A 16,671-nucleotide genomic window follows, 5' to 3' on the forward strand; every position below is an offset into this window, starting at 1 on the left:
CGCCCTTGGCAATTGAGTGATGCGGCCCGTTGTTACAGCGGGCGAATGAACACCCGCCCATCATCCGTGGCCGCAAACAGCTTCGTGGTTTGCCCGCTGTTGGCCAGCGACGTGATGCGGCTGAACGGGAGGCAATCGTTGAGCAACCCCCAGGTGTCGTTTTGCGCATTGAAGCGGAAGACGCCGCTATCGGTCGCCGCATAGAGATTGCTGCCCGCGAAGTGCAGATCGTTCACGGTCTGGTTATCCAACCCGATGTTGATCGAACTCCAGTTGGCGGCGCCCAACAACGTCGTGCGATAGACGCCGCTGCCGTTGAAACCCGCAAACAGTGTGTTGCCATCCGGGCTGACTTCGAGCGCCTGCACGCGGGTTGTCGGCAGGCCCGCACCGACCGCCGCCCAGGTGGGGCTGGCGCCGCCCAGATCGCTGACCAACAGCGTGTAAACGCCATTGGTTTCAGTGCCCGCATAAATGCGCGCATTGTTATCAGTGCCCGCCGCCGTTAAGGCGTAAATGCCCAGATCACCCAGGCCGCCATTGACTTGCGCCCAACTGGTGCCGTCATTGGTGGTGAAGAAAATACCGCCGCCCTGGGTACCCGCGAACACCGTGCCGTTACTGGCTACCGCCAATGAACGGACAAAGCTGTTGCTCAGCCCATTGTTGACCTGCGTCCAGTTGATGCCGTTATCGGTGGAGCGATAGACGCCACCGCCCGGTGTGCCCGCAAAGAGCGTCGTCGTGGTGCCCGCCGTCTTCACTACTAGCGCGCGAATTTCAGTGCTGGTCAGGCCCATCTGGTCTACGCGCGGCCAGGTTTCGCCATTGTTGGTCGAGAGGTAGAAGCCGCCGCCCGCCTGCCCGGCATACAGGTTCGTCCCGTTGTTGAGCAGGGTGATGACGGTGCCTTGTTTCGGCAAATTGGTGGGTTGCCAACGCGCGGGCGAACTGGGGATCGTCAACGAGAGATTGACGGTCTTGGTCATGGCCAGCGCATTGCAATTGCCGGTGGCGGTAAAGGTGACCGTGAAAGTGCGCGCTTCGTTGAACACACTCGGTGTCCAGTTAAACGTGCCCGCGGCGGCCGCTCCGCTGGTGTTGGTTTGCGTGAAGGTCGCGCCGGACGGCAAACCTTGCGCGGTTAGGGTAATGACGGAATTCGCGTTGGGATCGGTCGCCGTGACGTTGAAGGTCACCGGCTGGGCGACCGGATTGGTCGCGCAATCCTGCGGAATCGTCAGGTTGATCGTTTGATTCGCCGGCACGGTCAGCACCGGCGCTTGGCAAACGGAGGTGACGCCGATTTCCACCGTCGCGGCGGGGCTGTCCACCTTGCCGTCATTGACTTTGAAGGTGAACGAGTCGGTGCCGCTGAAATTGTTCGCTGGCGTATAGCTCAGATTCGGCGCGCTGCCCGACAGCGAGCCGTGTTGCGGCGTGGTGAGGACGGCGAACGAGATGGTGTCGTTGTCGGGATCGCTGCCCGTCAACGTCACGTTGACCTGCGTGTTTTGCAGCGTCGTGACGCGGCCCGTGCCGGTTTGCGGATTGGCGACCGGCGCGCGATTCACATCGGCGATGCTGATCGAAACCGTCTTGGTGTCGTTTTGCTGCGCCGGCGAACAGTTGTCGGTCACGTTGAAGCTGACGGTGTAACTGCCCGCTTGGTTGAACGCCGGTGTCCAGTTGAACGCCTGTTGAATCGTGCCGCTCGTGCTGGTGGCAACCGGGAAGGTTGCGCCCGCCGGCAGATTGGGCGAGGTCAAGGTCAGCGTTTCGCCCGTGTCCGGATCGGTCGCCGAGACATTGAACGTCAACGGTTGACCTTCGCTGCCGTTGACCGTGCCCAGCGGTACCGTCAAGACCGGCGGACGGCAGACGTTGGCGACGATGATGCGCACGACCTTGTTGGCCGTCACCCCGCGTGTGGCGGTGAAGGTGATGTCAAAGGTGCCCGCCTGCGAGAAGTCCGGCGTCCAGGTGAAGGTCTGACTGATCGAAGAGCCGTTGCTGGTTTGCGCGGGGAAGACCGCGCCCTGGGGCAAGCCCGCCGTCGCATTCAGCGTGAAGGGTTGTCCCTGTGTGCCGCCCGCCGCCGACACCGTGAAGCTCACTTGCTGATTCTCGGTGGCGTTGAGCTGGCTGGGCGCGTCAATCGTGATGTTCGTCGTTTGCGGACTGACAACGATGGTCACGGTATTGGTTGCGCTCAGCATGGGCAGTCCGTTGTCCCTGACCGCGAAGGTCACGGTGAAGCTACCCGCTTGCGCTTCGGTGGGCGTCCAGGTGAATTGACCTGTCGTCGCGTTGGTTTGCGTGAAGGTCGAACCGGCTGGTGTGTTGGTCGCGGTCAGCGTCAGCGTGTCATTCGCGTCAACGTCGGCGGCGGTGACCGTGAAGCTGACCGGTTGGCCGGTGATGACGCTTTGCGGGCCGGGCACGGTAATGGTCGGCGCATCGTTCACCGACGTGACGATGATGCCGATGACGGCCTCATTGCTGTTGGTCTTGCCATCGCTGGCGCGGAACCGGACTTCATCCGTGCCGAAGAAGTTCGGGTTGGGCGTGTAAATCAGATTCGGCGCCGTGCCGGAAAGCGTGCCATTGCTGGGTTGTTTGGTGATCGTGAAGGTGAGCGGGTCACCATCTACATCACTTGCCTGCAAGATGAGATTGCCCGGCGCGTCTTCGCTGATCGCAATGTTGGAGCCTTGCGCGACCGGCGCGTCGTTGACCGGCGTGACGGTCAGCGACACGGTGGCGATGTTGCTGTCGAGCCGCCCGTCATTGGCCTTGAAGGTGAACGCATCCGGGCCGTTGAAATTGGCGGTCGGATTATAGGTCACATTCGGCGGCGTGCCGGTCAGCGTGCCGTGTTGCGGCGCTTGCAGAATGCTGTAGGTCAGCGTCTGGTTTTCAGGATCGCTGGCCACCAGCGTGAGCGCCTTGGGCGTGTCTTCGTCGAGCGTGACCGTTTGCGAGGCCGCCAGCGGCGCGCGATTGGCCGCGACGGTGATCATCACCGGGCGCGTGATCACACGCGGCGGCGTGCTGTTGTCCGACGCCGCAAAGGTGATGGTGTAAGTCGCCGCTTCGCCGATGTTGGGCGTCCAGTTGAATTCGCCGGTTTGGGCGACAAAGGTGGCCCGTGGCGGCAAATTGGTTGCGCTCAGCGTGACCGTTTGTCCCGGACATTTCGGCGCACCCAGCACAGTGAAGCTGACGGGCAGCCCTTCGACCGCGTTCACGATGCCCGGCACGGTCAGCAGCGGATCGCACTCGCCGCTGACAATGATGATGACCTGACGGCTGACCGTGCGTTGCGGCTGGCCGTTGTCGGTCGCCGTGAAGGTCACGGTGAAGTTGGTCACCTGCGCAAAGTTCGGCGTGAAGGTGAGCGTGCCCGTCGCCGGATTGCCCGGCGCGGTGTTGAACGTTGCGCCCGCCGGCACGCCCGCCGCCGTCAGCGTCACGGTTTGACTGGCGTCCGGATCGGTCGCGCTGACGTTGAAGATCAGTTGCTGGCCGACGTTGACGGTCAACGGCGTCGCCGGGGCGTTCACCTGGGGATCGAGGTTGAAATCCACCACATTGATCGTCACCAGCTTGGTTGAAATCGCGTTGGCGTCGTTCCCATCCGCCGCCGTAAAGGTGATCGGATACGTGCCCGATTGCGTGAAGTTGGGCGTCCAGCGGAACTCGCGCGAAACACGCGGGCCGTTCTGAACCAGTTCGCCCAACACCGAGCCGGACGGCAGATTGCCTGTGTTGATGGTCAGGTTCTGATTGGGACAGCCTTGCAAGGCCGTGATGGTGAACACGACCTGCTGGCCTTCAGAGATGTTGTAGGTGTCCTGCGGCGTGCTCACCGTGGGTGGCACGCTGACGTTGTTGACCGTGATGGCCAGGGTGCGCGTTTCACTGCGCGCCGGATTGCCGTTGTCGGTCGCCGTGAAGCTGGGCAGATAGCCGCCCGCTTGCGTGCAACTGGGTGTCCAGGTGAATTGGCCGGTGCTCGCGGTGAAGTTCGAACCGGCAGGCAGATTGGCCGCCGACAGCGTCACGGTGTTGCCCTCAGGATCAACCGCCGTGACGGTGAAAGCGAGCGTCTGTCCTTCATTGACCGTGGGCGGCGCGGGCAGGATCAGCGACGGCGGACAATTGTCTTCGGTGACGGTGATCTGCACCGTCTTGGTGTCGCTGAGCGGAATCGGGCTGCCGCTATCCACCGCGACGAATGTCACCGTGTAACTGCCCGCCTGCCGGCAATTGGGCGTCCAGGTGAAGCGGCGCGTGGATTCGATAAAGCTCGCGCCTTCCGGGCGCGCGGGCGCGGTGATCGAAACCGTCTGGCCCGTATCCACATCGGTGGCCGAAACCTCAAAAGTCAGGTTCGTGTTCTTCTTGACCGTTTGCGGCCCCGGCACAATCAGCACCGGCGGGTCATTGACGGGGTTGACCGTGATGGCGACGACGGCGGTGTTGCTATCGGCCTTACCGTCATTGACCTTGAACGTGAAGTTGTCCGTGCCGTTGTAATTCGGATTAGGGGTGTAAATCAGATTCGGCGCAACTCCGCTGAGCGTGCCGTTCGACGGCTGCGTCAAAACATAGCGGATCGGATTGCCGTCCGGATCACCCGCTTGCAGGAAGATGACTTTCGTCGTGTCTTCATCCAGCGTCACGCTTTGCGATGTTGCTGACGGCGCGCGATTGGCGGGCGACGACAGCGAGGCAAAGAACAGATCGGGCGTCAGCGCCGTCACGCCGCCGAGTTTGATGACGCCGCCGCTGACCGTGCGCAAAACGCTGTCCGCGCGTCCATCGGGCCGCAGCAGACGCGCCTCGACCATCAAACTATCGTTGCTGGAATTCACCGGCACATAGCGAATGACAAACGCGCCATCGCCATCGGTATACCCCGCCTGGCCGCGCACCTGTACCATCGCGCCGATCACCGGCAGGCTCACCGTATCGCTGATGCGTTCGACCACGCGGCCCGTCACGCTGGTCATGTTTGAGGTGGAGAGGGCGACGAAATAAATGCCGCCTTCCGTAATGGCGCGGAAGCCCGTTTCAATGCGCGGGCCATTGACGGTCGCCGTGCCCGCTTCGATAAACGAACCGAGCGTCGGACTGTCGCTGCGCTGATCCAGCCGGTAGAGCGTCAGTTGCGTGCCGCCCGCCAGGTTGTCGGAATTCGGGAAGCTCAATTGCCCGCCCGGATTCAAGCGCGTGCCCAGCGGCGTCAATTGCACGATGCGCGAACTGTAGATGCTCGCAGGCAGCGGTTTCGGCGTGCGGCAATTCTGGATTTGCGAAAGCGTGATTTGATTGGTGAGCGCATCGTTGGGGAATTGCGCCGCCGCGCCCGCTTCCAAGGTGAAGATGACATCCCCCGCCGTGGCGTTTTGATCGCCGCCGCACGGGAAAACCGGCAGCGTGAGCGTGATGGCATTGCCCAGGCCGCTGCTGCGGCCATTGGGCGAAGTCAGCGAAATGGGCGCGGCCAGGCGGTTGTCCCGCTTCGTGTTGACCTCGACACGCTGGGAGATCGAACCGTGGGTTTCAAATCCGCGCACACCTTGGGGCGTGATGAGCAGCGTCGTGAAAAACGTATTCGGCGGCGTCGTCAGATTGATCGGCAGAATGAACGAGCCGTCTGGTTTGGTGGTGGTTTGTTCGTTGGTGACCAGCGCCTTGACGAGCACGCCGCCCAGGGGCTGCCGGTCGCTGGTTTCGACAATGCCGCTGACCGAAGTGCCGACCTGCAATTGATTGGTCGAAGTCGCCTCGCCGCTCGGCGTATTGACGGTGATCCGGCCCGTTTGAATGCCGAAGGGCAGTTGCACGGTCAACCGATCCGTCGCCGCCGAGATGACCTGCGCCTGCTGGCTGCCAATGCGCACGCGATTGTCCACCAGATTGCCTGCGAGGAAAGGCCCGCCCGTGATGACCACATTCTGACCGGCCAGGAAGGTTTGCTGGGTTGGTTCGCCCACCGTCGGCGGCGTGGTTAGCCGCAACCCGGCAATTTCGACTTCGGCTGTGTTGGAAAGCTTTTGCGTGCCGGTGGTCGGATCAATCACCGCGAGCGAGAAATTGACCAGCCCGCGTCCGGCCAGCCGCGTGCGCACGTCGCCGCGATTGATGGGGCCGATGTTGATTTGATCTACGCCGACCAGCGTGCCCTGCGCTTGGGCAAAAGTGACTGGCAGATTCGGCGCGCCTTCCAAACCGCCCAGCCGCACACTCACATCGTTGACGCTGGCGCGGCCCCGCACACCCGTGGCAAACATAATAATGAAGACCTGTTCGGCCTCCGTGCCCAAATCAATCGGTTCCGGCACAAAGCGGTTTTGATCGGGTTCAAAGCGGGCCAGGCGCTGCGTCGTCTGGGTTCCATTGGCCGCCACGCGCAGGATAATGGCCGCTGGCAAGCCCTTGCCTGAAGCATTGGCCGTGAAAATGCCAGGCGACACACGCGCAATTTGCAAGCGGCCCACCGAAGTGATGCCTTCGCCTGTGATGATCGTAATGGTCGCTTCGCCCTGGGTCGTGCCGGTCGGAATGACGAAGTTGACTTGGGTCGGCGCCACAAAGAAAAGCTGCGCGAACCGTTCGGTATTTTGGCTATCGCGTACACGCACGGTCGTGCCCGCCAACGAAGTCGGCAGCGGCACCGAGGTACCCGTTTCAACGCGCGTCGCCAAATTCGCGCCAAATGCCGCGACGACAGAATCCGCCGCCACTGCGCCCGCCTCGAACGTCGCCGCCGAGACGGCAACCAAGGGCTGTATCTGAAAAGCGGCTTTGGCGGATAGAGAAGCTGGCCCTGCGTTCGTGCCGGCTGCCAAATCTGGTTGTATCGCTTGAGTTAACGCTGGTTGCGTAGACAGGCTGATGGACGGTAAAAGCTTGCTGCGGTGCGCCCCTACCGAGGGCAGTACGCTTAAGCACAGCGCGCAAGCAAACAAACCAACCAGCAGCGCCGCACGGCGATTCACGAATAGAGCATTGAACAGTTGCACCAAAGAGAGGCCGCGATTGGGCAACGACATAAGGCACCTCCAGATAAACCGAAATCTATCTTCTGATCCAAGTCAGGTGATTCAGGTCAGGTCGTTGGGGGGAGGACTGTACGGGCAGCCTTCCACGTCAAACATACGCTGGACATAGGCTGGATAAACAGCTATGCCCAGTGTGCAAATAACAAGTCCGGATTACTGGGCTGGTGAAGCGCTTCGTGAATACCGGGAAAAGAAGCTATGGCTGGCCGCCGCACGCGGCTGCCGAGCACAGCGAATGAATGGAAAAATGCGATAGGGTGATAGCGAGCAGTTAAACATCGCGCGGCAACGGTGCGCCCTTCACCGACCTCAACCAAAAATACTCTGATAGGGAATTGCGAACAGACTTCAAAACGGGCGAATTCGGCTAATAGATTGAATTATTGCACCAGGGGTCTTGATTGGAATCACACAAAGCTAGTGGAGTTAGGGATCGTCATATGCCCTGGGAACGCTGGAAACCTCTCAGGCAGGGCGGCGTCAATCTAATGCTCTGTGCGCTTGGCAGTCAACAAAAATTTCTTTCCAGTGGTTTTACTGCAATAACTTAGCAGTGCGGAACGTTACGGGGCTTGTGGTTTTTGGGGTACTGCAACTGAAACGACGGGCCTTTGATACCATCCCCTTGGGTTGGGTTGCTTGAACGCTTTACAAAGCTGAGCCACTCCTCCAAAGGCGTCACAAACCGAACCTTGCTGCGGTGTGCGCGTTAATAAAAGACCCGCTACTTCCGTTGCGCCTTGACCGTCTCCCAAGCGATTGCTTGCAACAGACTTGCCTCAGCCATGTTCAAGCGTGCCAATTCGCCGGGCGGTCCTTCTTTCGCTTTGCCAGTGGTTTCAATCAAGGCGCCTGTCACCGCGTTTGGCAAACCCGCCGGCGTGCGGCCAGACAACGTCGCGTAAAACACACAGGCGGCTAGATACGTCCCCACTGCCGTTGGGTGGCTCTTGTCCGCAATATGCAGCGCCAGCTCTGGCCGTTTCTGCAACGCCGCTTCCCAGGCCAAGCCGACCGGCACGAGCAGCGCGTTCAACTCTTTAGCAATGGATGTGTAGGCCGCTGTTAACTGCGCCTGTGTTTCCGGCGCGTTCTGCCGCGCCCAGGTCAGATAGAAAACCGTTTGTGCCCCCGCCTTTTTGATCTCGGCGTCGAACAGCCGCGCATATTCGTGAAAGGTTTTCGGGTCGGCAATCTGCGGCTTGCCATCCACGATTGGAGCGTTGCCGAGCGTGCTTTGCTCTTGCAAGACGACATAATTCCAACCGCCTCGTTTAATCGCGGCGAGCGCCTGGCCCTCTTCCCATAAGCGTTTCAGCGTTGCTCCGCCCACCGTCACCATTTCCGCTTCCAGCGGTTGCGCAGGCTTGGCCGCTTGCGCCAAGCCCACCAGCATCTGTGGCAGGTTGTTGAAATAGGTGTAGCTATTGCCAATGAATAGCACGCGGCGGACAGGCACAGCCTTTTGCGCAGCCTGCTGCGTCGTGACGGGCACAAGCACGGCCAGCAGCGTGAAGGCCAACAAGTAAAGTTTGGAGAGCGGTTTTAAGTAGCGCATGTAATCAACCTTTCCGAATCGTTCGTAACGCCTTGTTCACAATATACGCCGTCTCTTTGGTCGGCGAAGTTTCAGCCCAATGAGTGCAAACATCTTCTACCCAACCAGGCTGCGATTTACTGGCGTCGTTCAGCCAATTCGCCACCGAATCGCGCACGTATTTGGCCGGATCGCTGTGCAGCGGTTCCAGGATCGGATAGCCAAGTTCAGGATTCTTCTTCAGCGCATCAATGTGTTTGCACCACACGCCGCGCGGGCGCGTCGCCTCGCTGGCAAAGCGGCGGATGTTTTCGTCCGCATCCGTCGCCCATGCGCTCAGCCCACGAATCGCCGCTGACAGTTCACGCGCCAGCGCATCGCGCACCGCCATCCAGGCGATTTCGCGCACGCCGAAATGCGCATCGGCGGCAAACGGGCGAATGGCGTCGAGCTTTTGCGCGAGCGGCAATTCCGCATCGCCGCCGACCACGTGACAGGCCCAACTGCGCACCACATCCGACGGATGAGCCGCCAGCCCGGCAAAGCTGGATTTACGTTTGGCTTGCGCTTTGACCACCGGAAGCAAGGCGCGGCCAATCACCGGAATGAGTTGCGCCGCGCTTGGCTTTTTGAGCCGCGCAATGGCCGCCAGTGTAGCGGGAATGGCCGCCTGCAAGCCAAGCTCCGGCAGTACTGCCTGCAACAACAGCCTTTGATCCAGCGCCAGCCACTCGACCAAATTGGCCGTCGCCAACTCGCCCCGGTTCAATTGCGCCAGGACGTCGGGCGGGATTTCGTTGATGCGGCGTGCGCCTTTGCGTTTCGGTGAATCGGTCATACTTTTTTGCCCGCCGCATTTTTCGTGTCTATGCCTTATGCGTCAAGCTCGCGCCAAGAATGCTCTATAGTCAAAACCATCAAGGCGCGCAGTGCCGGAACGGTACCGCGACAGTGATGGAGCGGCGGTCGTGTGCCACGATATTGTTCCGGTAGGTTTGCTGCCCAAGTTTCCGCTCCATCACTGTCGCGATACTGTTCTGCTGCGCGCTTCTGCCGGGGACTAAGCTTGGGCTTCGACACAAATCAGCGGCGTGCTTGCTTCTGCTTCCATAACTCGCGGGCAACTTTCTCGATCCCATCCGCTACATTGCGCCAAGCTGAATCTTTCTTCAGCCACAAATCCACTGGCTTGCCGTCTTTTGGCAACGCTTGCAGCTTGGCGAACAGCGCGTCACGCCAATTGACATCACGAATGATGATCGGAATCACGCGCGCCTCGCCTTTCTCATGCCGTTCCAGCGCGCGTTTCAATTCAACTTCAACGCAATAATCCGAAGCCATAAAGTCCACGCTTACCAGCAACAAGATTATTTTCGCTTGTTCCAGGTTAGCATCTATAACGTTGGCCCACTCCGCGCCAGGTTTGATCAAGCGGTCATGCCAAGCTGTGATCAGCCCTTGCTGTTGCATGATTTTCAAATACGGGTCCAGTTTTAGGCGGAACCGCTGCTCATCTTTGTGTGCGTAGCTGATAAACACGCGGATGGATTCCTCGCGCATTTCCGCCAAGGCTTCACGCCGGGATTCGCGGCGGCGCTTGCCTTCGAGGTCTACGCCATTGAGCAGTTGTTGCACATCTACCTCGATCACTTCATCACCAATGACTTCAGTAAAGTTGGCGACCCCTTTCTCCTCCAAGACTTGCAACTTCCTGTATGGCACTGAGAAGTCAGGATGGGAAGGCAAGGGAACCAGTTCGGTTGGTTTGAACTTCAGGTCGTTGTGGATGCGCTCAAAGTCCGAACGAATAATTCCCAGCAAGCGCCGCCGCGCTTCCGCCCTGCCTGTCACGTGAATGAAGACTTTCTTGTCCACCACATCGGCCTTGACCAGAGCGCGGCCTTCTTCAAAGCGCAGAATTACGCCGGTGCGCCAGCGGTGTTCGTCTTCGATCAAGCCGTGCGTGCGCACGATGAAGCGCGGCAGCAGGCCTTCGGGCAGCACCTCGTATTCGTAGCGGAAGTTCAGACATTTGGCCGGATCAAATTCGCTCGCCGCTTCCGGCTCCTGAATGTCGAGCAGTTCGGGGATCAGGTAATGCGTGTCACTGTCGGGGAAGGTGAAACACAGCTCGAACTTCTTCATCAAATCCATCACGAAGCCGTGCATGTTCACCGGGTATTCTTTGGCGGGCAGGATGCGTTGCAGATCGCGCAAGCGCAGTTCGCCTTTCTGCCCGGCCAGCAGCGCTGAATTGAGGATCGTGTAAATCCCTTCGGTCACCCACTGTGGTTTCAGCACGTGTGTATCGTACAAGCGTGCGTCCTCGCGGAAGTTGAGCATCACACCCAGATCGTGCAGGTAACGCCCCAGCAGGTTCTGCTCGGCTTCGGATTTCACCTTCCAGCGGCGGCAGGCTTTGCGGTATTCGTCAAAGCTGATGAAGCTCTTGCGCGTCCGGGGCAGCTTGTCTTTGACCTCGAACCATTCCGCCGGGAAGCCATCGCGCAAATGCGGCAGCGCGTTGATCTCTTCGCAAATGCGGCGCTGCAATTCGTCCAAGCCCAGCCGGTCGGCGCAATCGGTTTTGATAAAGCCTTTGATGAACGGATATTTGCCCTGCAACTGGCGCTGGTTCACGTCGAAGAGATGTTCGTGCTGTTTGTTGAGCACAACCAGCACGGGCGACGCGCCGCCGAAACTCTCAATCAGCTTCAACCAGTATTCGGCGTCCTGATCCTCTGTGCCCCCGCGCCCGCTCAACACCAGCAAGTACAGGCTGCGACGCGTCAGAAAGAACTGATGCGTCGCGTGCATAATCTCCTGCCCGCCAAAATCCCAGACGTTCAGATGCGCCTGGTCTGGGCAGTGCGGCAGCGGCACATCCCAGCGCGTAATCTTGATGCCATCGGTCTGTTGCTCTTTGCCGAAGGTGTTGTGAATGAGGCGATTGATCAGTGAGGTTTTCCCGACTTCGCCGCGTCCGACAAGGATAAGTTTGGATTCGAGCAGCGGACGTTTGGGACGGAAGTAGTAGTTGAGGATTTCTGCTGGGTTTGCAGGTGGCCCTTGGTGTAGGAAATGAACTGTCACCCACGTTGGCCCCAGAATCTCTCTTGGAATACCTATATCAGGATTTCCATGTAAGTAGAGTTCCGTCAACTTAGTGCACTCTCCCAGCGTGGCAGGAATTTCGTTTAGTTCATTGTCGCTGAGATAGAGAGTTCGAAGCTCCTGTAACTTGCCTAGTGATCCTGGAATTTTCCCAATTGGATTCCCACTCAATACAAGATGTTGAAGTTGCCGTAACTCGCCCAACCAAGTAGGTATTTCTCTCAATAGATTCACGCTCAAATCAAGTGCTTCAAGATGACGAAATCCGCGTAGTTCGTTGGGAACCTTTTGGAGATGGTTGCTATTGAGGTAGAGGCCTCTAAGGTGTCGTAATGATCCAAGCGCGGCAGGTACTTTTGTTAATTTGAGACCAGCCAAATTCAACTCAGTGGTTTTCTGCTTAACAGCCTCAGCAATCCGCCTTTCCGCTTCTGCCATCAGAGCGGACGTAGCTGTACTAGCGGAAGGTTTGGTCTGGCGGGTGGTCTTTTTCGGCATGGCTTCTGGCTTCCTCCTGTTGCGGTGGACGGTCTGGGCGTTTCCGCTGGATGTGTAGGCAACTGCTGGCCGGTATCAACGCTCAACGACAGGCCAGCCGAAAATATGAACCAGTTCACTGGCGACGTTGTAATACTGCACGCCGCGCTGGCTGACCAAGGCGACTTTGCCCATCCTCGTGCGTTTGGTTTTGAATTCGGCAAGTTTGAACAAGCGCCGCAGCAAGTGCTGTAACTCGGCAGTTTGGTCAGCCGTGAGTTTCACGCAAAGCATGCAGAAGGCCGTTTCGGCAGCGGCCCGCCGCCAGAAATCGCTGTGATTGATCGTGACAAACGTCGGGTGTTTGGCTTGGCGTAAGAGCGCGGGAATGGCTTCGTCTTTGATGATCGTGCCGGGCCGCAGAGCTTTGATGAGAACGACCGGGCCGCGATACCAGGTTGAGATGGCGGCTTCCAATCCCAGGCCCTGCAACTCTTCATCAAGGACGATCATGCTTGTGCGGCCAATTCCTTGCTTTGTTGGTCGAAGGCTTTGGCCGCCAATGCCAAAGCTTCTTTCACCGCTGCCACGGGAACTTGATAGCCTTCGGCGACTCGCTCCACCGTGCGCCCCGCAGCCAACAGCTTCAACGCATGTCGCACATCGATCCGCGTGTACTTGAAGGTCGGACGCCCGCCGCATACACCCGGCGCCATCACAATATGACGGCTGACCGCGTAGTATTCATACAGCTCGCCGCCCACCATTTCACGAATCAGTTTCTTTGCTTTCATAGCGCACGCATTCTACCGATGAATTTGATCTTTGACCACGACAGTGAACCTACACCACTTCACGCCAATAACTTCTGCACCACATTTCCATGCACATCCGTCAACCGATACTCACGCCCCTGAAACTTGAACGTCAGCTTGGTGTGTTCGATGCCCAACAGCCGCAAAATCGTCGCGTGCAAGTCGTGCACATCCACGGGGTCAACGACCGGGTTGTAGCCAATTTCATCCGTTTCCCCGACCGTGACGCCGCCCTTGATGCCGCCGCCGGCGAGCCACATGGCGAAGGCGCGCGGGTGGTGGTCGCGGCCCAGCAGTTTGGAGCCGCTGCGGCCTTCGTTCATCGGGGTGCGCCCGAATTCGCCGCCCCAGATGACGAGGGTTTCGTCGAGCAGGCCGCGTTGTTTGAGGTCGGTCAGCAGCGCGCCGATGGGTTTGTCTACTTCGCGGCAGAGGCGCGGGAGCTTGGAGACGATGTCGGTGCCGACGCTGTTGCCGTGCGTGTCCCAGCCCCAGTGATACAACTGCACGAAGCGCGTGCCGCGTTCGACCAGCCGCCGCGCCAGCAGGCAGTTGTTGGCGAACGAGGTCTCGCCGGGCCGTGTGCCGTAGGCTTCGTGAATGGCTGCGGGTTCCTTACTGATGTCGGTCAGTTCGGGCACGCTGGTTTGCATGCGGAAGGCGAGTTCATAGGCCGAGATGCGTGTGTTGATTTCGGGGTCTAGGGTTTCCTGCTGTTGCAGTTGATTCAAATCGCGCAACGCATCTAGCGTTTGCCGCCGCGTCGCGCTCGATACGCCGTCGGGATTGCTGACGTAAAGCACCGGCTCGCCTTTCGAGCGGAACTCTACGCCCTGATGTTGCGTCGGCAGGAAGCCGCTGCCCCAACAGGTCTTGCCGCCGTCGGGGTTGTTTTCGCCGCTGATGAGCACGACGAAGCCGGGCAGGTCGCGGTTCTCGCTGCCCAGACCGTATTGCAGCCACGCGCCCATGCTCGGACGGCCCGGAATCTGGTGGCCGGTGTTCATGAAAATCTGCGCGGGCGCGTGGTTGAATTGCGTCGTGTGCATGGTGCGGATGATCGCGATTTCATCCGCGTGGCTCGCCAGATGCGGCAACAGGTCAGAGATTTCCTGTCCAGACTTGCCGTAGCGTTTGAAATTGAATGGGGAACCGAGCAGCTTCGGCGTGCCTTGAATGAAGGCGAAGCGTTCGCCTTTGGTGAACTCTTCGGGGCAGGGCTGGCCGTCGTATTTGCGCAGCACCGGTTTGTTGTCGAACAAATCAATCGTCGAAGGCGCGCCCGCCATAAACAGGTAAATCACGCGCTTGGCTTTCGGTGCAAACTGCTGAATGCGCGTTTGCGCGAACAGCTTTTCATCCAGCAGCGACGACAGCGCCATTGCGCCGAGGCCGAAGCCAGTCTGTTTGAAAAAGTGGCGGCGCGTGCTGCGCCGCAAGGTTTCGAGCGTCTCATTCATAGCTTTTTCTCCGTTGCATCTCTAATGCGGTACAGGGAGCGGTAGCGGCCTGGCGCTTCCGACTCGCGCGCACGCGGAGGTGCCAAGTCGCTTGTATGTTCGACAAGCTGCCAGCTTGTCGAAGTTCCGGCTGTCAACCTAATGGACTAACGACCACGCTTCGACAAGCTGCCAGCTTGTCGAACAACCCGGTCGCTACCGCTCCCGTACCGCATGAATTCATCCGGCAACAGCGCAAACAGCAGCGTCGTGCGCAACGCGCCGTCCGCCGCAATGCGTTCGTTGCGCAGCGTCGCTTCCAACCGATAATCCGCGCGTTCGGCCACCCGGCGGCTGCGCACGTTGCGCGCGTCGCAGCAAATCTGGATACGATTGGCTTTCAATGTCTCGAAACCAACGCGCGTGAGGGCGCGCACCGCTTCGGTCACCAGCCCGCGTCCTTGCGCTGACGTGCGACACCAATAACCGATCTCGAATTTTGGCACCGCCCAATCGTGCACGAATAAATCTGTCGCCAGCACGAACGTGCCGGACTCTTTCAAAAAACCAAAGAGCGGAAAACCCGCGCCGGTTGCAAACGTTGCTGCGGCTTCCTGGCAAAATGCTTCCGTCTCCGCTTCACTTGGCAACACCCGCGCCCACGGCATCCATTGGTGCAATTCGGCGAACGACTCGCGGATGGCAGCGTTCACTGCGACACCGTCGCCGGCTTGCGGCGCGCGCAACAGCAAGCGTTCGGTTTCGATGGTTGCGGGGAAGACATTGGCGCTCATTGCTCTTACTTATGTCGCGTGAATGGCGCGTAGAACGCGCGAATCTCCGCCATATCCTTTTCGATGTCGCCCGTCGGCGTAAAGGTCGGCCCGAAGCCCGTCACCTTATTTTCGTAATCAAAAAAGCCCAACACAATTGGCACCTGCGCTTGCGCGGCGATGTAATAAAACCCGGTCTTCCAGTGCGTCACTTGCCGGCGTGTGCCTTCGGGCGGGATGCCCAGGATGAGCGCATCGTGACGGCGGAACTGCTCGACGCTTTGCGCAACCAGGTTGTGGTTGGCTGAACGTTCGACCGCGATGCCGCCCAGCCAGCGCGCGATGCCGCCCAGGGGCCAACGAAACAGCGTGTGCTTACCCAGCCAATACACTTTGAAGCGAAAGGCGAAAGCCACGCCCATTGCTAACAGGAAATCCCAATTCGACGTATGCGGTGCGGCGATGATGATGTACTTCGGGCATGCCGGCAGCGCTCCTTCCAAACGCCAGCCGCAGAGTTTGAACAAGCTGTGCGCACTGCGTTGCAACAGCTTGTTCAAAACGGGCGTGTCGAAGATGGTCGTGCGCATTACAGCGGGCGCACCCAGATGTTACGGAAGCGCGTCGGATTGCCGTGATCCTGCAATTTGATTGGGCCTTTGGGGCCATGCGGGATGTATAGCGGCGCGCGATCGTTATAGGTTTCGCCGTAAATTTGCACGTTGTTTTGCACCAGCACGCCGTTATGAAAAACGGTGACGCGCGCGGGCCGCGTGACGTTGCCGATTTCATCAAAGCGCGGCGAGGTGAAGATGATGTCGTAGGTCTGCCATTCGCCCGGTTTGCGCGAAGCGTTGACCAGCGGCGCGTGTTGTTTGTAAACCGCGCCCGCCTGGCCGTGGAAGTAGGTCGGGTTTTGGTACGAATCGAGCACCTGCACTTCGTAGCGGCCCATCAGGAAGATGCCGCTATTGCCACGGTTTTGGCCATCGCCTTTGACTTCGGCTGGCGTGGCCCATTCGATGTGCAATTGGTAATCGCCCCATTCGCCTTTGGTGACGATGTCGCCCGTGCGCGGCGCGACTTGCAGATAGCCGTCCTGCACCGCCCACTTCGCTGCGCCGCCGTCGCGCAGGCTTTTCCAGTTCGATAGGTCTTTGCCGTCGAAGATGATGATGGCGTCCGAGGGCGGATCGCCGGGTTTGGCGCCGGGCGTGACGACCGCGGGTTCTTTTTTGGGCGCTTCGTGCGGCGGCAAGAGCAGGCCCATCTCCAAGGCTTTTTTGCGTACTTCTTCGATTTGCTGCGGGGTGTATGGCGCGGGCTGTTGTTGGGCGCTGGCGCAGGCCGGAACCAACACGATCAGTGCGATGGCCGCAAAGGCCAGCCAGGGGCGCGTATTCAGTTTCTGCATGGTTGGTGTTCTCCTCGATTGGGTTGAGT

At 59.4% G+C, this 16,671-nt stretch carries 10 protein-coding genes; all 10 read right to left on the bottom strand.

The window, feature by feature from the left end:
• Positions 1–32: 32 nt before the first annotated feature.
• Positions 33–7,064, bottom strand: a complete 7,032-nt coding sequence (locus HY011_10710) for a tandem-95 repeat protein (GenBank protein ID MBI3423396.1) — start codon at positions 7,062–7,064, stop codon at positions 33–35.
• 733 nt (positions 7,065–7,797) lie between these two features.
• Complete coding sequence (locus tag HY011_10715; protein MBI3423397.1) at positions 7,798–8,631, bottom strand: SGNH/GDSL hydrolase family protein; 834 nt, start codon at positions 8,629–8,631, stop codon at positions 7,798–7,800.
• A 4-nt stretch (positions 8,632–8,635) separates the two neighbouring features.
• A complete protein-coding gene (locus tag HY011_10720) occupies positions 8,636–9,448 on the bottom strand; it encodes a DNA alkylation repair protein (protein ID MBI3423398.1) in 813 nt (270 codons plus the stop codon).
• Between the two features lie 245 nt (positions 9,449–9,693).
• Positions 9,694–12,162 carry a leucine-rich repeat domain-containing protein gene (locus HY011_10725; GenBank protein ID MBI3423399.1) on the bottom strand — a complete coding sequence of 823 codons (2,469 nt, stop codon included), beginning with the start codon at positions 12,160–12,162 and terminating at the stop codon, positions 9,694–9,696.
• A gap of 135 nt (positions 12,163–12,297) precedes the next feature.
• Entirely contained in the window at positions 12,298–12,714 is a 417-nt protein-coding gene (locus tag HY011_10730) for a hypothetical protein (protein MBI3423400.1), read from the bottom strand.
• Entirely contained in the window at positions 12,711–12,995 is a 285-nt protein-coding gene (locus HY011_10735) for a DUF433 domain-containing protein (protein MBI3423401.1), read from the bottom strand. Before HY011_10735 ends, HY011_10730 begins: the two co-directional genes overlap by 4 nt.
• A 59-nt stretch (positions 12,996–13,054) precedes the next feature.
• Positions 13,055–14,476 carry a DUF1501 domain-containing protein gene (locus tag HY011_10740; GenBank protein ID MBI3423402.1) on the bottom strand — a complete coding sequence of 474 codons (1,422 nt, stop codon included), beginning with the start codon at positions 14,474–14,476 and terminating at the stop codon, positions 13,055–13,057.
• A gap of 146 nt (positions 14,477–14,622) precedes the next feature.
• On the bottom strand, positions 14,623–15,249 hold the full coding sequence (locus tag HY011_10745) for a GNAT family N-acetyltransferase (protein MBI3423403.1): 627 nt from the start codon (positions 15,247–15,249) through the stop codon (positions 14,623–14,625).
• 5 nt (positions 15,250–15,254) lie between these two features.
• Complete coding sequence (locus HY011_10750) at positions 15,255–15,818, bottom strand: lysophospholipid acyltransferase family protein (GenBank protein ID MBI3423404.1); 564 nt, start codon at positions 15,816–15,818, stop codon at positions 15,255–15,257.
• Positions 15,818–16,642 carry a DUF1080 domain-containing protein gene (locus HY011_10755; protein ID MBI3423405.1) on the bottom strand — a complete coding sequence of 275 codons (825 nt, stop codon included), beginning with the start codon at positions 16,640–16,642 and terminating at the stop codon, positions 15,818–15,820. The genes HY011_10750 and HY011_10755 overlap by 1 nt, the downstream gene beginning before the upstream one ends.
• Between the last annotated feature and the right edge of the window lie 29 nt (positions 16,643–16,671).

This window comes from Acidobacteriota bacterium, assembly GCA_016196035.1.
Lineage (GTDB): Bacteria > Acidobacteriota > Blastocatellia > RBC074 > RBC074 > JACPYM01.